Origin of the sequence: Mesorhizobium ciceri biovar biserrulae WSM1271, assembly GCF_000185905.1 — a bacterium.
Lineage (GTDB): Bacteria > Pseudomonadota > Alphaproteobacteria > Rhizobiales > Rhizobiaceae > Mesorhizobium > Mesorhizobium ciceri.
The window spans coordinates 4539399-4559184 of the sequence record NC_014923.1 but is presented as its reverse complement, the minus strand read 5'-3'; the positions used below and the strand labels follow the sequence as shown (position 1 = coordinate 4559184).

General features: G+C 61.8%; 17 protein-coding genes. 9 read left to right on the top strand and 8 right to left on the bottom strand.

The window, feature by feature from the left end; translation table 11 throughout:
- Window positions 1–57 precede the first annotated feature (57 nt).
- Both MESCI_RS22200 and MESCI_RS22195 read left to right on the top strand, forming a co-directional pair.
- Window positions 58–1338, top strand: a complete 1281-nt coding sequence (locus MESCI_RS22200; protein WP_013532198.1) for an O-acetylhomoserine aminocarboxypropyltransferase — start codon at window positions 58–60, stop codon at window positions 1336–1338.
- A gap of 6 nt (window positions 1339–1344) precedes the next feature.
- Window positions 1345–1695: a cupin domain-containing protein gene (locus MESCI_RS22195; protein ID WP_013532197.1), complete on the top strand. Its 351-nt coding sequence runs from the start codon at window positions 1345–1347 to the stop codon at window positions 1693–1695.
- Between the two features lie 54 nt (window positions 1696–1749).
- Here the strand turns inward: MESCI_RS22195 and MESCI_RS22190 are convergent, their stop codons facing one another.
- Window positions 1750–2634, bottom strand: coding sequence for an AraC family transcriptional regulator (locus MESCI_RS22190; RefSeq protein WP_013532196.1), 885 nt, complete (start codon window positions 2632–2634; stop codon window positions 1750–1752).
- 277 nt (window positions 2635–2911) lie between these two features.
- A complete protein-coding gene (locus MESCI_RS22185; protein WP_013532195.1) occupies window positions 2912–4162 on the bottom strand; it encodes a cytochrome P450 in 1251 nt (416 codons plus the stop codon).
- 103 nt (window positions 4163–4265) lie between these two features.
- Here MESCI_RS22185 and MESCI_RS22180 point away from each other — a divergent pair, with 103 nt between their 5' ends.
- Window positions 4266–5369 (top strand): NAD(P)/FAD-dependent oxidoreductase, encoded by a 1104-nt coding sequence (locus tag MESCI_RS22180; protein ID WP_013532194.1) that lies wholly within the window; start codon window positions 4266–4268, stop codon window positions 5367–5369.
- A gap of 25 nt (window positions 5370–5394) precedes the next feature.
- On the opposite strand, the gene MESCI_RS22175 is transcribed toward MESCI_RS22180, so the two are convergent.
- Together MESCI_RS22175 and MESCI_RS22170 are read right to left on the bottom strand one after the other, a co-directional pair.
- Window positions 5395–6774, bottom strand: a complete 1380-nt coding sequence (locus tag MESCI_RS22175) for a pyridoxal phosphate-dependent decarboxylase family protein (protein ID WP_013532193.1) — start codon at window positions 6772–6774, stop codon at window positions 5395–5397.
- Window positions 6775–6823: 49 nt separating this feature from the next.
- Window positions 6824–7414, bottom strand: coding sequence for a hypothetical protein (locus MESCI_RS22170; RefSeq protein WP_013532192.1), 591 nt, complete (start codon window positions 7412–7414; stop codon window positions 6824–6826).
- Window positions 7415–7752: 338 nt separating this feature from the next.
- On the opposite strand from MESCI_RS22170, the gene clpP reads away from it, so the two are divergent.
- The 4 genes from clpP (at window position 7753) to MESCI_RS22150 (ending at window position 13243) form a co-directional block, all read left to right on the top strand.
- Complete coding sequence (gene clpP, locus MESCI_RS22165) at window positions 7753–8382, top strand: ATP-dependent Clp endopeptidase proteolytic subunit ClpP (RefSeq protein ID WP_013532191.1); 630 nt, start codon at window positions 7753–7755, stop codon at window positions 8380–8382.
- 297 nt (window positions 8383–8679) lie between these two features.
- A complete protein-coding gene (clpX, locus tag MESCI_RS22160) occupies window positions 8680–9954 on the top strand; it encodes an ATP-dependent Clp protease ATP-binding subunit ClpX (RefSeq protein ID WP_013532190.1) in 1275 nt (424 codons plus the stop codon).
- A 306-nt stretch (window positions 9955–10260) separates the two neighbouring features.
- A complete protein-coding gene (gene lon / locus MESCI_RS22155; RefSeq protein WP_013532189.1) occupies window positions 10261–12672 on the top strand; it encodes an endopeptidase La in 2412 nt (803 codons plus the stop codon).
- Window positions 12673–12970: 298 nt separating this feature from the next.
- Window positions 12971–13243, top strand: a complete 273-nt coding sequence (locus tag MESCI_RS22150) for an HU family DNA-binding protein (protein WP_006201846.1) — start codon at window positions 12971–12973, stop codon at window positions 13241–13243.
- Between the two features lie 143 nt (window positions 13244–13386).
- On the opposite strand, the gene MESCI_RS22145 is transcribed toward MESCI_RS22150, so the two are convergent.
- The gene (locus tag MESCI_RS22145) at window positions 13387–14409 is read right to left on the bottom strand and encodes an aldo/keto reductase (protein WP_013532188.1); all 1023 of its coding nucleotides are present in this window, start codon (window positions 14407–14409) and stop codon (window positions 13387–13389) included.
- Window positions 14410–14587: 178 nt separating this feature from the next.
- Here MESCI_RS22145 and MESCI_RS22140 point away from each other — a divergent pair, with 178 nt between their 5' ends.
- Entirely contained in the window at window positions 14588–15154 is a 567-nt protein-coding gene (locus tag MESCI_RS22140; protein WP_013532187.1) for an SIS domain-containing protein, read from the top strand.
- A gap of 3 nt (window positions 15155–15157) precedes the next feature.
- Window positions 15158–15901, top strand: coding sequence for a creatininase family protein (locus MESCI_RS22135; RefSeq protein WP_013532186.1), 744 nt, complete (start codon window positions 15158–15160; stop codon window positions 15899–15901).
- Between the two features lie 38 nt (window positions 15902–15939).
- On the opposite strand, the gene MESCI_RS22130 is transcribed toward MESCI_RS22135, so the two are convergent.
- The 3 genes from MESCI_RS22130 to MESCI_RS22120 all read right to left on the bottom strand — a co-directional run bounded on the left by MESCI_RS22130 (window position 15940) and on the right by MESCI_RS22120 (window position 19758).
- On the bottom strand, window positions 15940–16857 hold the full coding sequence (locus MESCI_RS22130) for a carbohydrate ABC transporter permease (protein WP_013532185.1): 918 nt from the start codon (window positions 16855–16857) through the stop codon (window positions 15940–15942).
- Window positions 16858–16883: 26 nt separating this feature from the next.
- Window positions 16884–18005, bottom strand: coding sequence for a carbohydrate ABC transporter permease (locus MESCI_RS22125; protein WP_024504588.1), 1122 nt, complete (start codon window positions 18003–18005; stop codon window positions 16884–16886).
- 88 nt (window positions 18006–18093) lie between these two features.
- The gene (locus MESCI_RS22120) at window positions 18094–19758 is read right to left on the bottom strand and encodes an ABC transporter substrate-binding protein (protein WP_013532183.1); all 1665 of its coding nucleotides are present in this window, start codon (window positions 19756–19758) and stop codon (window positions 18094–18096) included.
- Window positions 19759–19786: the final 28 nt, after the last annotated feature.

Sequence of the window (19786 nt, the reverse complement as noted above, 5' to 3'; positions counted from 1 at the left end):
CTCATGCTTCGCCAAGAATGCCCGGCGATTTCAAGAGTTTCAAAAGGGAGGTTTTCAGTGACCCGCACGCCAGGTTTCAACACGCTCGCCGTCCACGCCGGTGCCAAGCCCGATCCGGCGACCGGCGCGCGCGCCACGCCGATCTACCAGACGACCTCCTTCGTCTTCGACGATGCAGACCATGCCGCGTCGCTGTTCGGGCTGAAGGCCTTCGGCAACATCTACACCCGCATCATGAACCCGACCCAGGCGGTGCTGGAAGAGCGCATGGCGGCCCTCGAAGGCGGCACGGCGGCACTCGCGGTCGCCTCCGGCCATGCGGCGCAGGTGATCGTGTTCCACAATCTGATGCAGCCGGGCGACAATTTCGTTGCCGCCAACAAGCTTTACGGCGGTTCGATCAACCAGTTCGGCCATGCCTTCAAGAATTATGGCTGGGAGGTGCGCTGGGCCGACACCAATGACATCTCGACCTTCGAAAGCCAGATCGACGACAGGACCAAGGCGATCTTCATCGAGAGCCTCGCCAATCCGGGCGGCACCTTCGTCGACATCGAGAAGATCGGCGACATCGCGCGCAAGCACGGCCTGCCGCTGATCGTCGACAACACACTGGCCTCGCCCTACCTCATCCGGCCGATCGAGCATGGCGCCGACATCGTCGTCCATTCGCTGACCAAATTCATCGGCGGTCACGGCAATTCGATCGGCGGCGCCATCGTCGACGGCGGCACCTTCGACTGGTCGAAATCGGGCAAATACCCGATGCTGTCGGAACCGCGCCCCGAATATGGTGGTCTTGTCCTGCACGAAACCTTCGGCAATTTCGCCTTCGCCATTGCCGCGCGCGTGCTCGGCCTGCGCGATCTCGGCCCGGCGATCTCCCCGTTCAACGCCTTTCTCATCCTGACCGGCCTGGAAACCCTGCCGCTGCGCATGCAGCGCCACTGTGACAATGCCGTGACGGTTGCCGCCTGGCTGTCCAACCACCCCAAGGTCGCATCGGTGAATTACCCCGGCCTGCCCTCAGACAAGAACAACGCGCTGCAGAAGAAGTACTCACCGTTTGGCGCCGGCGCCGTGTTCACCTTCGCGCTGAAGGGCGGCTATGACGCGGGCGTCAAATTCGTCGAGGCGCTCGAGCTGTTCTCGCACCTCGCCAATGTCGGCGATACCAAGTCGCTGGTCATCCACCCAGCTTCGACCACGCACCGCCAGCTTTCCGACGAGCAGAAGGTCAAGGCCGGCGCAGGACCGGACACGGTGCGGCTTTCGATCGGCATCGAGGACGTCAACGACATCGTCGCCGACCTCGAACAGGCTCTAGCCAAGGTCTGACCGATCATGAGCGAGTCAAAATTTCTTTCCATCGGCGTCGACGCTGTCGACGCCGAACAAGGTGCACCGGCGCCCGACCGGCTGATCTCGGGCGATCCCAAATTCCGTACCTGGAATGTCGAGGAGCGCGACGGCGGCCTCTATGCCGGCATATGGGAATCGACCCCGGGCAAATGGCGCATCGTCTATGACGAGTGGGAGTTCTGCCACATCCTGTCCGGCGTTTCGGTGATCGCGGAGGACGGTGGGCAAGCGCGCACCGTCAAGACCGGCGACAGCTTTGTGCTGAAGCCCGGCTTCAAGGGCAGCTGGGAAGTGCTTGAAACGACTCGCAAGGAGTATGTGATCAAGCTTTGATCTCGCGTCGCCATGATGCTCGCGATCGGGGGGGCAAACCGCTGTCCTGCCGAGCTATTTCAGAGGCAGAAAGAGTTCAACGACCACTTCGCGTAGCGGGCCCTCCGGGAAGTGGGACAGATGTCGTTGGCAATAGATCGGAAAGTCGCGTGCTTCCTCGCCGCTGGCCGGAAGCCATTCACGATAAAGATAAAGTGCTGCGGGTTCGAGATTGTTGGTATTGCCAGGGTAGCGCAGCACCGCGCAGCGCCCGCCGGGGATCACGCCAGCCTTCATCTGCCCGTCATTCGCCTCGATCGGCCGGTCTGTCCCGGCACAAATGTCCATGCTGTAGTCAGCCGGGACCGCGGGCTCCCTTTCGGAACGGAAGACGTTGAAGGTCGGGCTTGTCTCGGGCGACAAGCCCGCCGCCTTGCGCCAGGCGATGAACCGCTGGATGGTGTCCTGGAGCGTCGCCCGGTCTCCACGGTGCTCCATGATCGCCACCGGCGTTGTGGGCACATCGCGGATCGTCACGTCGTCGTGTTCAAAGATTATCTGCATAAGCGTGTTCCTTGCTTTTTCGAGGGGCCCGAAGGCCACGAGCCACGACCCCCAGTCGGGAGACTTCCGGAACGACGACGGCGATTGTCCGAACCGTTGCCGAAAGGCGCGGGCGAAGGCATCCGGCGCGTCGTAACCGGCATCCATGGCTATGTCGGTGACGCTTTGGGCGTCACTTTCGGCAAGTCTGTACGAAGCACGCTTCATGCGGGCGAGCTGGACATAGCGATGCACGGACACCCCGAAGGTGGACGTGAACTGCCGGTGGAAATGGTATTTCGAGAACGCCGCGACACCGCTCAACGCCTCCAGCCCCAGATCGTCATCCAGATGCTGGTCTATATGGTCTAGCACCCGCTGCATTCGGACTTGGTAGTTTTCAAGTGCGGCCTTCAACGTCTCTTTCTCCGTGACGACACCAGTTAGGCCTTTCCGGATATATCGCGCTCGACCGATCTTGCGATTTGGCATGGATCGACAGGGGCTGCCAGCAACGGCCTTCAGGCTCTCCCCCAAGCTTGTGCTGCCTGCGTATGACTATTTCGCTGGAACTGGCTGAGACAGCTTCCGGTGCCTTGTCGTGGAAGGGCATCGTGGGCGGTCCGGTGAGCCGACCTTGTGGTTGCTGCTGGCGCTATGGCTGGAATAGGCCGGCGCCCAAATCCGCGCTTCGTCAAAAGCCGACGGCGAGCCTTTCCAGCCCATGGAAGTGGTAAGTGTCGCGGAAGCTTGGCCTTTCGGCAAGATGCAGCTTCGGGTGCCGTTCGAACAGGGTTTTCAGCGACACCTGCAATTCTAGCCTGGCCAGCGGCGCGCCGATGCAGAAATGGATGCCGGCGCCGAATGACACGTTCTTCTGGTCCGGACGATCGGGCCGGAAAGCTTGCGGTTCGGCGAAGGCGCGCGGGTCATGATTGGCCATGCCCAGCAGCAGCCCGATCGTCTGGCCCGGCTGCACGACAATGCCAGGCGCGACTTCGATCTCCTGGTAGGCATAGCGCGTGAACATGTGCAGCGGCGCGTCGAAGCGCAGGCATTCCTCGACCGTTGCCGCGGTCGCTTCGGGTGAGCCGAAGAAGCGGCTGACATCGCCGCCTTGCATAAGGATCGAACGGACAGCGTTGCCGGTCTGATGCACTGTCGCTTCATGACCGGCATTGAGCAGCAGGATCGCCGAGGACACCATCTCGTCCTCCGACAGCTTTTTGCCGTCCTCCTGCGCCGAGATCAGCAGCGACAGCAGGTCGTCGCCAGGGTTCTTGCGTCGCTCGGTGACATGGAAACGCAGGAAATCGGCAAATTCGCCCGCGGCGCGGTTGGCCGTCTCTTCGATCGCGCGCGTGCGGCCATGCATGTACATGGCAACCATCTGGTGCGACCAGTCGAGCAGTTGCGGCCCCATGTCGACCGGCACACCGAGCATTTCGGCAATGATGGTGATCGGCAAGGGCGCCGCGAAGGCAGGCAACAGGTCGACCGTCTTGCCTGGTTCGAAACGGTCGATCAGCTCGTTGGCCAAAGCCTCGACACGCGGCCGCAGCCGTTCGACCTGACGCGAGACGAAGGCGCGGTTGACCAGTGTTCTCAGCCGCGTGTGCACCGGCGGCTCCAGTTCCAGCATCGAATTGGCTTCGACGCCGTCGAAAGCCCTGAGATGGCTGCGGTCCTGTCCGATACCGCGACTGTCTGGAATGCCGGCCGGATTCTGGCGGCCGAAACGGCGGTCGCGCAGCAGCCGGTTGACGTCGTCGAAGCCGCCAAAGCACCAGAAGCCGAATTCTTCCCAGAAGAATGCATTCGATAGGCCGTGGAGGAAAGCATAGGCATCATAAGGGTTTTGAAAAAAAGCCGGCTCGTGCGGGTCGAGCCGCAGATGTCGCGTGGCTGGATCAAAGGCCAGGGCAGGTGGCGTCAATTTGCTCATGCCAGACCAATAGCGCGGCTTGCCAGCCTGGTTCCAGACCGTATGTTGGCGCCCGCAATCCAATACGTTGAGCCAGCCGACCGGCTGCGGAAAGTCTGATTTGATGAAGGTGATCGTTGTCGGTGCGGGTATTGCCGGCCTCTCGACCGCGTGGTCGCTGGTCAAGGCGGGTCACAGCGTTTCGATCGTCGAGCAGGGGCCGATCCCAAACCCGTTGGCCGCCTCGGGCGACCACCACCGCATCATCCGCCGCGCTTACCGCGCGGGGACCGGCTACGGCCGGCTGATCACCGAAGCCTACCAGGCCTGGGACGAGATGTGGGCCGACCTCGGCGAAAACCATCTCGATCCCAGAGGGTTTGTCTGCATTTCGCGCGAGCCCGGCGACGAGGCCGAGGAATATCGCGAGGGCCTGGAAGAAGGCAATTTTCCGTTCGAACTGCTGGAGCCCGATGCAGCCGTGAAACGCTGGCCGTTTCTGGAAGCCGGGTCGTTTCGCTACGCCTATTTCTCGACCGAAGGCGGCGCCCTGCATTGCCGCAAGATCGCGTCCGGCCTGGCAAAGTGGCTGCGCGCCAACGGCGCCAATGTCTACGAAAACAGCAAGGTCGTCGAGGTCGACGCCGAAGCCGGCCACATCGTGCTCGAAAGCGGCGAGACGATGCAGGCCGACCGCATCGTCGTCGCCGCAGGCGCCTGGGTGCTAAAACTGTTTCCGGAACTGGACGGAGAATTGAAGACCTATCGAACCGCACTTGCCTATGTCGAACCGCCGGCCGACCTCAAGGCGGCCTGGCAGGCGGCACCGGTCGTGCTCGATGTCGGCGGCGCGATCGACGGCTATGTGATCCCGCCCTCCGGCGGCGCCGGCATGAAATTCGGTTCCGGGCTGCACAGGGTGCCGACCAGCGACGCCGACTGGAACGGTCAGCCGGTGGCGGGCGAGGGCGAGGCGATCCGCAACCTGTTTTCGCCGCCGATCGCCCGCATCGCGGAGTATCGCGTGACCGAGGTCGTCACCTGCGCCTACACTTTCACATCAGACGAAAAATTCATGGCGCATGGAAAGGGCAAATGCCTTGTTGTCTCGGCATGCTCCGGCCACGGCTACAAGTTCGGCGCGGCGGTCGGCAGGCGCGTTGCCGCTGCTGTCGGCGATGGGGATATCGCCGGTCTGAAGGCATGGCTGCGGGCGGAGGTCGCCTGAAACACGAGGCCAAATCCGCAGCGGTTCAATGATTGAGTTCGTCTGCGGCGGCAATGACTTCGGACACAATCGCCCGAACGTCATCCAAGGTCGTCCTGTGATTGACGAAACACGCCCGCAGCGCGAATTGACCGTTGATCGTTGCATTCGACAGATACACGCGGCCGCGCGCGATCACACGGCGCAGGATCGCTTCATTGTCCTTAGAGCGGTGACGGAAACAGACCGCGCTTAGCGATACCGGCGCAAGCTGCTCAAGCTCCGGCTGTGAAGCGATTGCCTGTGCCAGCATCTGGGCATGGTAGAGATCGCGCGCGATGGCTTCGCGATAGGCACGGCGCCCGTGATACTGCAGCGACATCCAGAGCTTCAGCGCACGGAAGCGCCGAGACAGTTCGATCGACTCTTCAAAGAATGCAAATGCTTCCGTTGGGTCTTCGCTCAATATCCTGACGTAGTCGTCGCTGTGCGAGAAAGTCGTGCGCGCAATGTCTGGGTGGCGATTGAGCAGGCAGCCGCAATCGAGTGGCTGATAGAGCCATTTGTGCGCATCGAGCGACAGCGAATCCGCCAAAGACAGTCCCTGGAACTTTTCCGGGACGGCCAGCGCCGCCAGTCCCCCATAGGCCCCATCGACATGCATCCACAACGCTTCCCTACGGGCAATGTCTGCGATTTCGGGAAGGGGATCGATCGCACCGGAGATGATGGTGCCGACCGTGGCCACGATGGCGATGGGCATGTTGCCGATGGCGCGGTCGGCGGCAATAGCCGCCTGGAGGGCATCCGTCCGCATCCTGAATTTGTCGTCGACAGGGATCAAACGGAGATTTTTTCTACCGATCCCCAACAGCGCGACGGCCTTGGGAATGGACATGTGCACTTGCTCGGAAGCATAGATCACGCACGGTCGCACGCCTGTTTCGTTGGCTGGCAGCTTCGCTTCCCGCACCATCGCCAGGGCCATGAGGTTCGCCGTCGAGCCGCCGCCGCACAGGCTGCCTGTAAATCCGGGGCAACCGACAGCCTCCGCCAACCATTCGACGACGGCGCGTTCGATCGATGTCGCAGCCGGTGCCGAGCGCCACGACGTCACATTCTGATTGAGCACCGCAGCCAGCAATTCCCCCAGCGCGCCGATCGGTTCGCCGGAGCCGACGACATAACCGAAGAACCTGCCGGTTGAAGGCCGCACATGCTCCGCTATCGACTTGAAATCCTGCAAGACTTCCCGACCACGACCGCTCTCCTGCCAAGGCCGCGAGAAGAGTTCCGTCGTCTGTTTGCCGCTGGTCGTGGGATACGTCCGACGTTCCTCGAGGGAGGCCCAATAAGCTTTGGCAAGCGCCAAGGCTTCTTCGGCAAGGTCTGACAATTCCTGATTGGAAATTTCCAGGTCGCGCATGCCCTCAGCCCAACGGAGATCCGCTGCGACGCAGGGTACGCCATGCTCGCTAATCCTGGCAATGCCTGGGAATATGCACCCGCCGCCAGCCCGATGAACCTTCGCGGACCAAGACGCGCCGCGCGACGGTCTGGTAGGAGGCGGGGACATCGATGACGCGCCTTTGTTCCGGCCGCACCAGCACCTCTTCGGCAATCCTGTCGTATTGCGCCGGGATGACGACGCGCCGCGTGCGTTCTGGCCGGATCACGATGGTCTCTGCGACGCGTTCGTAGCGCGCCTTGTGCCATACCTTGCACAGCACCTTGCGGCCATGGATGACGCGCCATTCCCAGGAATAGCCGCCGCCATCGACCCGGACCGTATGGTAGACGGTGCGGGTGACGGCCGGCACGACCTCATAGGTCACCTGTGCCGGGACGGTCATCACCACGCGTTCGCGGGTGCCGTAGATAGGGGCGATATAGTCGACCTGCTGACCGGGCGGACTGATCATCACGTCTTCATAGAGCGTGTCGTAGACGGCCGGACTGCGGACCGGCTCATAACATTCGACGGCGCGGCCGCCGGCCGCCGTCTGCGAAATCGTGCCGAGCACGGTCAGTCCGGCAATGGTGAAGCATGCGGTTTTCCCGGGCATGACACTCCCCCTGTTGAACTCTATGCATAGGTTCAACGTTGAATTGTAGAGGAAGCCGTCCCGGAAAAAAGCGGTTTCGGCGCATTTCGTTAAGTGACGCGGTTAAGAAACTGCTACGTTGCGGGGCCGGCGATGCGGCTCCGGACCCGCGGAAGCATCCGCCGCCGCGAATCCTTGGTCAGAAAGCTTGATTCGACTTACCCAGATGGCTAGGAGGGGTCGGCCTTGCACAAGGACGAGCCGGCATCCTATTTACGGAATAACGATCCAGAACCGATTCTGCCCGATCTGCCGGCATTCCCGGCGCCGGAATCCCACCGCGAGATAAGAGATACCTGATGAAGAACCCCGTCGAAACCTACATGAACCTCGTTCCGATGGTGGTCGAACAGACCAATCGCGGCGAGCGGGCCTACGACATTTTCTCGCGCCTCCTCAAAGAGCGCATCATTTTCATCACCGGTCCGGTCGAGGACGGCATGGCGACGCTGGTCTGCGCGCAGCTTTTGTTCCTCGAAGCCGAGAATCCGAAGAAGGAAATCAACCTCTACATCAATTCGCCGGGCGGCGTCGTCACCTCGGGCATGGCGATCTACGACACCATGCAGTTCATCAAGCCGGCCGTGTCGACGCTCTGCATCGGCCAGGCGGCTTCGATGGGTTCGCTGCTCCTGACTGCCGGTCACAAGGACATGCGCTTTGCCACGCCGAACGCCCGCATCATGGTTCACCAGCCTTCCGGCGGCTTTCAGGGCCAGGCGTCCGACATCGAGCGCCATGCCCTGGATATCATCAAGCTGAAGCGTCGCCTCAACGAGGTCTACGTCAAGCACACCGGCAAGAGCTATGAAGAGATCGAGAAAACGCTCGACCGCGACCATTTCATGACCGCCGACGAAGCCAAGGATTTCGGCCTCATTGACAAGGTCATTTCGTCGCGCGAGGCGGCCGAAGGGGCGCTGGCATAAAGGCAAGTTGGCAGTTGGATGGCACCATCACGCGCTTTTGGCGCGTCTTGCGGCATTTCGGCCACAATTGGCTGTTCCCTCGGGGGACAGGATTGCCTACGTTAAGGCTATGTTGAGTTTCGGCGGCTTAGCTTTATGCGGGGTTGTCGCGAATCATTGCCACGTTTTCTGATTTGTGTTTCGTACGGAATGCGTTGCGGGAGCCGGGACACACTGGCGGCGGCGGATTCCCGCGATAGATAGAGTATGCGCCCTTTCAGCCAGACCATCGGCGGGCGGCCATGAAAGGACATGAAAATGAGCAAGGTCGGCAACAACAGCGGCGATTCCAAGAACACGCTTTACTGCTCGTTTTGCGGCAAAAGCCAGCACGAAGTGCGCAAGCTGATCGCCGGTCCGACGGTCTTCATCTGCGACGAGTGCGTCGAACTCTGCATGGACATCATCCGTGAAGAGAACAAGACCTCGATGGTGAAGTCGCGCGAAGGCGTGCCGACACCGCAGGAGATCCTCAAGGTTCTCGACGACTATGTCATCGGTCAGCCCTACGCCAAGCGCGTGCTGTCGGTGGCGGTCCACAATCACTACAAGCGCCTCGCGCATGCCGGCAAGAACAACGATGTCGAACTGGCGAAGTCCAACATCCTTTTGATCGGCCCGACCGGTTGCGGCAAGACGCTGCTCGCGCAGACGCTGGCCCGCATCATCGACGTGCCGTTCACCATGGCTGACGCGACGACGCTGACCGAAGCCGGCTATGTCGGCGAGGACGTCGAAAACATCATCCTGAAGCTGTTGCAGTCGGCCGACTACAATGTCGAGCGCGCCCAGCGCGGCATCGTCTACATCGACGAAATCGACAAGATTTCGCGCAAGTCGGACAATCCCTCGATCACCCGCGACGTGTCGGGCGAGGGTGTGCAGCAGGCGCTCTTGAAGATCATGGAAGGCACCGTCGCCTCCGTGCCGCCACAGGGCGGCAGGAAGCACCCGCAGCAGGAATTCCTGCAGGTCGATACAGCCAACATCCTGTTCATCTGCGGCGGCGCCTTCGCCGGGCTGGACAAGATCATCTCGGATCGCGGCCGCAAGACGTCGATCGGCTTCGGCGCGGTCGTCGCTTCGCCGGAGGATCGCCGCACTGGCGATGTTTTCCGCCTGGTCGAGCCCGAGGATCTGTTGAAGTTCGGTCTCATCCCTGAGTTTGTCGGCCGTCTGCCAGTCCTGGCGACGCTGGAAGATCTCGACGAACCGGCGCTGATCCAGATCCTGACCGAGCCGAAGAACGCGCTGGTCAAGCAGTATCAGCGGCTGTTCGAGATGGAAAATGTCGACCTGACCTTCCATGAGAACGCTCTTTCGGCGATCGCCAAGCGCGCCATTGAGCGCAAGACCGGCGCGCGCGGCCTGCGTTCGATCATGGAGGCGATCCTGCTCGACACGATGTTCGAGCTTCCCGCACTCGAAGGCGTGCGCGAAGTGGTGATTTCGGAGGAGGTGGTGACCGGCAGTGCCCGGCCGCTCTACATCTACTCCGAGCAGAAGGAAAAGAAGGGCAATGTCAGCGCCTGACATGAGCCCGCAGCGAAATTCTGAAACGGCGCCGCAAGGCGCCGTTTTGCTGTCGCACAGCGGTTTTGCGCGGCGTACGGGCTGGCGTCGCAAATGTGTCACTCGCGGACGGGTTGGGAGTGCGGATTTGGACACGCCCCTTGATCTTTGGGGGTCGTGCATCCAACTAACTGGAGAAGGCCGAGGTGCCCGATTTCTGTGCTGTAAAACTCCCGTCACAAACGGTGGTAGGCGGAACGATCCCCGGTCGTTAATATAAGATTCGCGGTTGGCTCAATTAGCGGCCGCGACATGAAAGGTTGGACAATGGCCAAAGTATCCAAGGCACCCAGCGACGGCGTCTTCGCAGTTCTCCCACTGCGCGACATCGTGGTGTTCCCGCACATGATCGTTCCGCTCTTCGTCGGGCGTGAGAAGTCGATCAAGGCGCTGGAAGAGGTGATGGGTCAGGAAAAGCAGATCCTGCTTGCCACCCAGATGAATGCCGCTGATGACGATCCCGAGCCCGATGCCATTTTCGACATCGGCACGCTCGCCAATGTGCTGCAATTGCTCAAGCTGCCCGACGGCACCGTCAAGGTTCTGGTCGAAGGCGCTTCGCGTGCGAAAATCGTCTCGTTCACCGACCGTCCCGATTTCCACGAGGCCCGCGCCGCGGCGCTGGTCGAGCCGGAAGAGGAAGAGGTCGAGGTTGAGGCGCTGGCGCGTTCGGTCGTCACCGACTTCGAAAATTACGTCAAGCTGAACAAGAAGATCTCGCCCGAAGTGGTGGGTGCTGCCAGCCAGATCGACGACTACTCCAAGCTCGCCGACACGGTTGCCTCGCATCTCGCCATCAAGATCCCCGAGAAGCAGGAGATGCTGGCCACGCTCTCGGTCAAGGAGCGGCTGGAAAAGGCGATGGGCTTCATGGAAGCCGAAATCTCCGTCCTGCAGGTGGAGAAGCGCATCCGCTCGCGTGTCAAGCGCCAGATGGAGAAGACGCAGCGCGAGTACTACCTGAACGAGCAGATGAAGGCGATCCAGAAGGAACTCGGCGAAGGCGAGGACGGCCGCGACGAGGCCGCCGAGATCGAGGCGCGCATCAAGAAGACCAAGCTCTCCAAGGAGGCCCGCGAAAAGGCGGAAGCCGAGTTGAAGAAGCTCCGGACGATGTCGCCGATGTCGGCTGAATCGACCGTCGTGCGCAACTATCTCGACTGGATCCTGTCTATCCCGTGGGGCAAGAACTCCAAGGTCAAGCAGGACCTGGCTTTCGCGCAGAACGTGCTCGATACCGACCATTTCGGCCTCGACAAGGTCAAGGAGCGCATCGTCGAGTATCTCGCCGTGCAAAGCCGCCAGAAGAAGCTGAAGGGGCCGATCCTGTGCCTCGTCGGCCCTCCCGGTGTCGGCAAGACCTCGCTCGGCAAGTCGATCGCCAAGGCGACTGGACGCGAGTTCATCCGCATGGCGCTGGGCGGCGTGCGTGACGAGGCCGAGATCCGTGGCCACCGGCGCACCTATATCGGCTCGATGCCCGGCAAGGTCATCCAGTCGATGAAGAAGGCCAAGAAGTCCAACCCGCTCTTCCTGCTCGACGAGATCGACAAGATGGGCCAGGACTTCCGTGGCGATCCGTCATCGGCGTTGCTCGAGGTCCTCGATCCGGAACAGAACTCGACGTTCATGGACCACTACCTCGAGGTCGAATACGATCTGTCGAGCGTCATGTTCGTGACGACGGCGAACACGCTGAACATCCCGGCGCCCTTGATGGACCGCATGGAGATCATCCGTATCGCCGGCTACACCGAGGACGAGAAGATCGAGATCGCCAAGCGGCACCTGATGCCTAAGGTGATCCGCGATCACGCGCTGCAGCCGAAGGAGTTTTCCGTCGGTGAGGACGCGATCCGCGCCATCGTCCAGACCTACACCCGTGAAGCGGGCGTCAGAAGCCTGGAGCGCGAGCTGATGAAGCTCGGGCGCAAGGCGGTGACCGAGATCCTGAAGACGAAGAAGAAGACGGTGAACATCACGGCGGCGAACCTCGCCGATTACCTCGGTGTTGAACGCTTCCGCTTCGGTCAGGTCGAGGCTGACGATCAGGTCGGTGTCGTTACCGGACTCGCCTGGACGGAAGTCGGCGGCGAGCTGCTGACGGTCGAAGGCGTCATGATGCCCGGCAAGGGCCGCATGACGGTGACCGGCAATTTGCGCGACGTGATGAAGGAATCGATTTCGGCGGCGGCCTCCTATGTCCGCTCGCGCGCCGTCGATTTCGGCATCGAGCCGCCGCTGTTCGACAAGCGCGACATCCACGTGCACTTGCCGGAAGGCGCCACGCCGAAGGACGGCCCGTCTGCAGGTGCTGCCATGGCGACAGCCATTGTATCGGTACTGACGGGTATTCCGGTCCGGGCGGATGTGGCGATGACCGGCGAGATAACGCTTCGCGGCCGCATCCTGCCGATCGGCGGGCTCAAGGAGAAGCTGCTCGCCGCACTGCGCGGCGGCATCAAGAAGGTGCTGATCCCGGAAGACAATGCCAAGGATCTGGCGGAGATTCCGGACAATGTGAAGAACGGCATGGAGATCATTCCGGTCTCACGTGTCGGCGAGGTGTTGCGCCACGCGCTGGTGCGTATGCCGGAGCCGATCGAATGGGTCGAGCCGGTCAATCCGCCGGCTGCGACAGACAGTGCCGACGACGCTGGAAAGTCCCTGGCGCATTAGAGCGCCGGGCGTCCATCTGGACGCACAAAGGACGCTCTAACGCCCAGACTTGCGCATGGCCCTTGCCGCAAACCGGCTACGGTTTTCGGGGCCATGTGTTGGTTTTCGTCGAGGTTGCAGCGCACAAACGGAGAGCCGGGCCTGACGCCCGGCTTTTTCATGTGAAAAACCCCGGAATTCCGGGCTTTTTCCGCTTTTTTCCTGCCTTTTCGACTTGGTTGCGGGAGCGCTTCTTTCTAAAGTCCGTTTCCTGCCGGATGAGTCGATAGTTCCGGTGTTCTCATGGAAGGGAATTTTTATGAACAAGAACGAACTGGTGTCCGCTGTCGCCGACGCCGCGAGCATTTCGAAGGGTGACGCGCAGTCGGCGGTCGATGCGGTATTTTCCGTGATCACCGGCGAACTGAAGAAGGGCGGCGATGTCCGGCTTGTCGGCTTTGGCAATTTCACCGTGTCAAAGCGTGCCGCCTCGACCGGCCGCAATCCTCAGACCGGCGCAGAAGTGAAGATCCCGGCGCGTACCGTGCCGAAGTTCTCGGCCGGCAAAGGCCTCAAGGACGCAGTCAACTAAGCGTTTTTTCTTTTCAGAGACCTCAGAAAAGCCGGGCTTGCCCGGCTTTTCATTTTGGTGCCTACGTTGGTTCATGCGACCAGAAAAGCCGGGCTTGCCCGGCTTTTCATTTTGGTGCCCGACGCTGACGCGACGCGGCCGGCTTATGCGGTCGGCGCATCAGTGCGCATAAGACCTTCCTCCTTGAGATCCGCCCAAAGTGCTGCGGGCAGTTTCGCATCGAGCAGCGAGCGATTGCTCTCGACCTCGCTCGGCCGTTGGCCACCGGGGATCACCGAAACGACTGAAGGATGCAGCAGCGGGAATTGCAGGGCGGCCTCGATCAGCCTGACACCATGACGCTTGCAGACGTTCTCGATCCCGGCGACCCGGTCGAGTATGTCCTTCGGCGCTTCGGAGTAGTTGTAGTAGGCTCCGGGCTTCGGCCCTGTTGCGAGGATGCCGGAGTTGTAGGGTCCGCCGAGAACGATGCCGATGCCGCGTGCCTGGCAGAGCGGCAGGAAGGACGTCAGCGCCTCCTGTTCCAAGAGCGTATAGCGCCCCGCCAGCAGGAACAGGTCGAAGTCGCCGCGCTCAGCCAGCGTCTGCGCGACCTGCCACTCATTGATGCCGCCGCCGAACGCCTTGATCACGCCCTGGTCGCGCAGCGACAGCAGGCCGTAATAGCCCGAGCGCATGAACTCCTCGATGCGCCGGTCGGAGGCTTCCTTGCTGCCATGCGTGAAGATGTCGACATCGTGCACGAAGAGGATGTCGATCCGGTCGACGCCGAGGCGCTCAAGCGAGGCTTCGAACGAGCGCATAACACCGTCATAGCTGTAGTCGTACACCTCGCGGCGTGATGGCGTGTCGAAGAACTTGCCGATGCCGGTGCGCTCTTCGGGCGGGCAGGCACGCATGATGCGGCCGACCTTGCTCGACAGCACATAGTCAGCGCGCTTCTTGCCGCGCAGGAACGGGTTGAGCCGCGTTTCCGAGAGGCCGAGCCCATAGAGCGGCGCGGTGTCGTAGTAGCGGCAGCCGGTCGCCCAGGCGGCCTCCAGCGTGGCGTTGGCGTCCTCGTCGGAGACGGCACGGTAGAGATTGCCGAGCGGCGCCGCGCCGAAGCCGAGCTCGGTGAAACTGATGCCGCCATTGCCGATGCGGTCGAAATGCCGTGTCTTCATATCCTGCTGTTTGCCTCGCCTGATTTGTCTGACATGACACTATCACGCCTGTGATCAGGCAAAAGCATAGCTGCGCGTTGGACACGCATTTTCGCGGTTGCTAGCATGAACGAAATCAAGCTGTTCGTGGCAGCAAGAGCGGCAAATACCAGGGTGACTTTTCAATGGCGGGTTTGCGGTGAGCGACAAGAGCAAAAGCCTGTTCGAGACCGCACTTGAGGAGCTGGGTGGCGTGCTGGCACGCACCGACGAAAGCCGGATCGACGCCGCCTGCAAAATGCTGGCCGGCGCGCGACAGATCGTCGTCTATGGCTGCGGCCGCGAGGCCTTGCAGGTCAAGGGTTTTGCCATGCGGCTCTACCATTTGGGCCTGCCGGTTTCCGTGGTCGGCGACATGAACACGCCGCCGCTGGGGCAGAGCGATGTCTTCCTGGTCAGTTCCGGGCCGGGAGAAACCTCGACCGTGCTGACCCTGATGCAGGTCGCGCGCCAAGCAGGTGCAACCAATCTCCTGCTGACCGCCCAGGCCGAAGGCAGCGCGGCAAGGCTTGCCGACTTCACGCTGCTCATTCCCGCGCAGACCATGGCCAACGATCAGGGGGCGCAAAAAACATCGGTCCTGCCGATGGGCTCGGTGTTCGAAGGCGCGCTGTTCCTGCTGTTTGAGGTGATGGTGCTGAAGCTTAGGGAATTGACCGGCGCGTCGCCCGAAGCCATGCGCGCCCGCCACACCAACATGGAATAGATCATGCGCTATGAACTGATGCTGCCACACCAGATCCGCAGGGCGATCGCCGAGAATTGGCCGGTCGCTCTGCCGCTCGGCGTGCTGGAATACCATGGCGAGCACATGGCCGTCGGCATGGACACGCTGGCCGTCATCAAGACGCTGGAGCTGTTCGAAAAGGAGAAGGACGTCGTCATCCTGCCGCCCTTCTACTACGGTGCGGCAAGCTATGCGGTGGCGCCGCCGGAAGGCAGCGGCTCGGTGCAGGTCGGCGGCAATGCGCTGGCGCCGTTCGGCGAGGAGCTGTTCTACAGCCTGCTGCGCATCGGCTTTCGCAACATCCACGCCATTATCCACCACCAGACCGAGAACTTTGCCGCCGGCATGCCGACCGATCTGGCGTTCAAGGCCGCCGGCCGCCAGGCGATCTTCCGCTTCCTCGAAAAGGAGCGCGGCGAGGGCTGGTGGGGGTCGCAGGCGATGGCGGACTATTATTCAGGACACGCGGCGGGTGAAAATTTCTTCAACTGGGTGCAGGTGCATCCGCTGATGTCGGCTGACATGAACGGCAAGTACCCGTTCGACCATTCCGGCATCGGCGAGACCTCGCTGATGCTGGCGCTATGCCCGGAGGCTGTCGATGCCAATCACTTCGCCGACAATACCGGCTGGTATACGGCGAGTGCCAAGGACGCCTCGGCCGAGCTCGGGCAGAAGGGCGTGGCCATGATCATGGATCATCTGCGGATGATTCTAAGGCCCTAGCGCGGTTCTTCCTTCTCCCAAGGTAAGAGGGCGCCATGCTACTTCACCGCGCCCGCGGTCATGCCCATGATCAGATAGCGCTCCAACGCGATGCCAATGACGGCGAGCGGCGCGATGGCCGCCGTCGCTAGTGCCGCCATCGACCACCAGTTGATGCCTTGCGAGCCGGTCTGGCTCGCCACCATGACGGGAATTGTCTTGGCGTCGGTCGAGGTCAAAAGGGCGGCGAAGAAATACTCGTTCCAGCACAGCACCATCGCCAGGATGAAGGCGGCGACCATGCCCGGCAGCGCGATCGGCATGACGATGCGGAAGAACGCGCCCCAGATCGACAGCCCGTCGACAAGGGCGGCTTCCTCGAGCTCGACCGGGATCGAGTTGAACTGGTCGCGCATGATCCAGATGACGATCGGCAGCACCATCAGCGTGTAGAGCAGGATCAGCCCGATGCGCGTGTCGAGCAGGCCGACCTCGCGGTAGAGCACCAGGAAGGGCAGTGCCAGCACCACCGGCGGCAGGATCAGCTGCGACAGGAAGAAGAACGAGATGTCCTCGTTCTTGAACCAGGCGAAATGGTAGCGATAGCGGGTGAGCCCGTAGGCGGCGAGGCTGCCGATGATGATGGCGAGGCTCGACGCGCCGACCGAGGTGATCACCGAATTCATGAAGCGCTTGAGGAACTCCTCGCGCACGGTCGAGGTCTGGAAGATCGAGTCCGGCGACAGGCCGAGCGAACGCCAGCCCTTCCAGTCCGGCTGGAAGTCGACGAAGGGGATGAGATGGCCTTGCGTGACGTCGACTGCGGTCTTGAACGAGGTCGTGATCGTCCAATAGATCGGGAACAGGCAGATGAACGCCCAGAAGGCCAGCGCGCCATAGATGAAGACGCGGCTGGCGAGGAAGCTCGCCGGCGAGCGGATCTCCGAGGCGACATATTCGGTGGTCTGAACGCTCATCGGGCTCAATTCACCCCCATCTTGCTTTAATTGACATTGCGGACAAAACGGTTGGCAAATTTCAACAACCACGTGACGAACACAACGATGATCACCAGATAGGCCATCGCCAGCATGGTTCCGTAGCCGACATTCGAGCGGTCGCGGTATTCGCGGTAGATGAAGCTCGACACGGAATCGGTGGCGCCGCCGGGGCCGCCGGACGTCACGGTGATGATGATGTCGGCAAGCTTCAGCTTGAAGATGATGCGCAGGACCACCGCCGTCACCGACACCGGCAGCATCAGCGGGAAGGTGACCTGCCAGAAGGTCTGCCACGCATTGGCGCCGTCGACGCGTGCGGCTTCGAGCACCTCGCGCGACATCGCCTGCAGCCCGGCCAGCAGCATGATCATCATGAACGGAATGAAGGTCCAGGCATCCAGTATCATGATCGATATGCGCGCGATGATCGGATCGGAGAAGAAGGCGGGATTTTCCCAGCCGAGATGGCGCGCCAGCGTTGCGGCCGGTCCGAACCTGTATTCCATCAGCGATTTGCCGATCATCCACGACACCGCGACCGGCGACAGCATCAGCGGCATCAGGAAGACGACGCGGAAGAATTTTCGCGCCCGGATCTGGGCATTGAGGAGCAGCGCCAAGCCGAAGGCAATGACATATTCGACCGCCACCGCCAGCACGTAGAGCACCATGTTGAACAGCGCGTTGCGGTAGTAGGGATCGCCCAGCATCTGCCAGAAATTGTCGAGCCCGTTGAACCGGCGGCCGCTGAAGGAACTGAGGTTCCAGTCGGTGAGTGCGATGTAGAAACCGAACAGCGTCGGGAAGATCACCATGGCGATGGTGAACAGCAGCGCCGGCAGCAGAAACAGGGCACGCTGGCCGTCTTCGCCGCGCGTCAGCACCTGGCCGACACCGATCGCCACGCCCCACAGAACATAGGCATAGACGACGGGGCGCCAGGTCTCGAAGCCGATCGTATCGGGGCTGCCCTTGTAGAGGATCTCCAGCACGATCGTCGCCAGCAGGCCAAGCGTCGCAACGGCCATCAGCGCCCAGCCAAGGCGTTTACGGCCTGGAGAGATCAGATCGGAAGTGCCGGCATCTGCCGGCCACGGGTTCGCGGTCGATGTCTGGTCAGCCACAAATCTCGCCCGTTTGAAGGCTCTCGAGGAGCCGGAGCCTGTCTAAAGTGGTCCGGCGTTGCCGCCGGACCACGGTTCATAGGCCAGCCTACATGCCGAGCGAAGCTTTGTAGAGCTTGATCTGGTTGTCGCGCCCGATCTGGTCGGTCAGCTTCTCCCATGCCGCCGCGATGGCGTCGGCGCCCTCCTGCGCCTTCATCTTGCCCGCGAAAGTGTTGGCCAGGATGTCCTCGGCGGCGCTGTAGTACTGGAAGATGCCGGGGATGCGTGGCTCGATCGCCGCGTTCGGATGGTTGTAGCTGTCGGATTCCGATTTGAGGTAGGAGGTGATGAAGGCCTCGTCGTAGCCGGCCGCCACCCATTCGGGAATGTCGAAATGCGAGTTGCGGTAAGGCTGGAAGCCCGACGGATACATCGCCGTCCAGATCGACAGGTCCTTGCCGCCGAGATGGGCTGCAGCGGACCATGCCGCCTTCTTCTTCTTTTCGTCGGCATCGACGCGGGCCATGACATAGACGCCCCAACCGAGATAGGCGCAGTTGGGCGCATAGTTCGGGCCGCTGGCGAGCTTGTCCCAGGCGCCGGTCTTCGCATTGTAGACATCGTCCGAGCCCGGCAGGATCGAGAAGCCGGTGACGTCGCCGACGACGGAAGAGTCGTTGGTCTTGACGTTGGAGCCGACGTCGCCCCACCAGGTGACCATCGAGCCGGTGCCGGCCAGGAACTGCTGGAAGGCGGTCGTGTTCGGATCGGCGTTGATCTGGTCGGCGGGTTCGGAGGGCAGCGCGTCGATGACGTCCTGGATGGCGCGCACCCAGGCCGGATTGTTGACGCGCGGCTTCATCGTGTCGGCGTCGAACAGCCAGGCCTTGTCGTCGGGGTGCTTGGCATAGGCGGTGGCGCGGCTGCCAAGGAAATAGAAGCCGAAGCCGCCCCAGGGCTTCGGCGCGTCGAGATAGCCATAGACGTCCTGGTCCTTGAGCTTCTTGCCCTTCAGGAACTTGGTCACCGCCTGAACCTGCTGCCAGGTCTTCGGCACGCCCCATTCACCTTCGCCGCCGCCGTCCTTCCAGGCCTTGGCGAGGTCGGCATCGGCGAACACGTCGGTGCGGTAGTTGAAGTTGTGCGCGTCGCCGTCGACGGTCACGCGGTATTGCTTGCCGTCCCAGGTGCCGACCGGCGGCTTCAGATAGCTGACCAGATCGTCGAAATCGATCTGGGTCTTGACCCAGTCGGGCATTTCCGACGTCAGGCCCTTGCCGCAGACATCGCCTTCGAACGGCGCGCCCATTTCGATGATGTCGAAGTCGACGGTCCCGGTCGCGATCGACTGCTGCAGGCGGGCGTTGTAGTCGGCCTGCGCCAGGTCGATCCAGTTGATCTTGGCGCCGGTATAGGTCTCCCATGGCTTCAGGAAGCCGCGGAACAGCACATTGTGCAGGTTCTGGTTGTTGAGACCCATGAAGGTCAGCTCGACGCCGGCGAATTCGCCTTCCTTGACATTGGCCTTGGTGGCTTCGAGGCAGAGTTCACCGACCTTCTGGAAATCGGCGTCCGTCGGCTGGCCTTTGCCGACGCCGGGGATCTGCAGGATTTTTGTGCGCAATTCGCTTGCCGCGGAGGCCGGGCGCGTCAAGGCGCCAAGTCCGGCGCCGGATGCGGCTGCGATCGCGGCCATGCTTGCCGCACCCTTCAATATGTCGCGCCTTGTGGCGCCGGCTCGAACCAGTTTGTCGTAAAGACCCGTTCTCATCGCCTATTCCTCCCAGAACATCAGTGTG

Coding starts and splice junctions, on each gene's coding strand:
- MESCI_RS22195 (WP_013532197.1), top strand. CDS start 1,345: ATGAGCGAGTCAAAATTTCTTTCCATCGGCGTCGACGCTGTCGACGCC.
- MESCI_RS22185 (WP_013532195.1), bottom strand. CDS start 4,162: ATGAGCAAATTGACGCCACCTGCCCTGGCCTTTGATCCAGCCACGCGA.
- MESCI_RS22180 (WP_013532194.1), top strand. CDS start 4,266: ATGAAGGTGATCGTTGTCGGTGCGGGTATTGCCGGCCTCTCGACCGCG.
- MESCI_RS22175 (WP_013532193.1), bottom strand. CDS start 6,774: ATGCGCGACCTGGAAATTTCCAATCAGGAATTGTCAGACCTTGCCGAA.
- MESCI_RS22170 (WP_013532192.1), bottom strand. CDS start 7,414: ATGCCCGGGAAAACCGCATGCTTCACCATTGCCGGACTGACCGTGCTC.
- clpP (WP_013532191.1), top strand. CDS start 7,753: ATGAAGAACCCCGTCGAAACCTACATGAACCTCGTTCCGATGGTGGTC.
- clpX (WP_013532190.1), top strand. CDS start 8,680: ATGAGCAAGGTCGGCAACAACAGCGGCGATTCCAAGAACACGCTTTAC.
- lon (WP_013532189.1), top strand. CDS start 10,261: ATGGCCAAAGTATCCAAGGCACCCAGCGACGGCGTCTTCGCAGTTCTC.
- MESCI_RS22150 (WP_006201846.1), top strand. CDS start 12,971: ATGAACAAGAACGAACTGGTGTCCGCTGTCGCCGACGCCGCGAGCATT.
- MESCI_RS22145 (WP_013532188.1), bottom strand. CDS start 14,409: ATGAAGACACGGCATTTCGACCGCATCGGCAATGGCGGCATCAGTTTC.
- MESCI_RS22135 (WP_013532186.1), top strand. CDS start 15,158: ATGCGCTATGAACTGATGCTGCCACACCAGATCCGCAGGGCGATCGCC.
- MESCI_RS22130 (WP_013532185.1), bottom strand. CDS start 16,857: ATGAGCGTTCAGACCACCGAATATGTCGCCTCGGAGATCCGCTCGCCG.
- MESCI_RS22120 (WP_013532183.1), bottom strand. CDS start 19,758: ATGAGAACGGGTCTTTACGACAAACTGGTTCGAGCCGGCGCCACAAGG.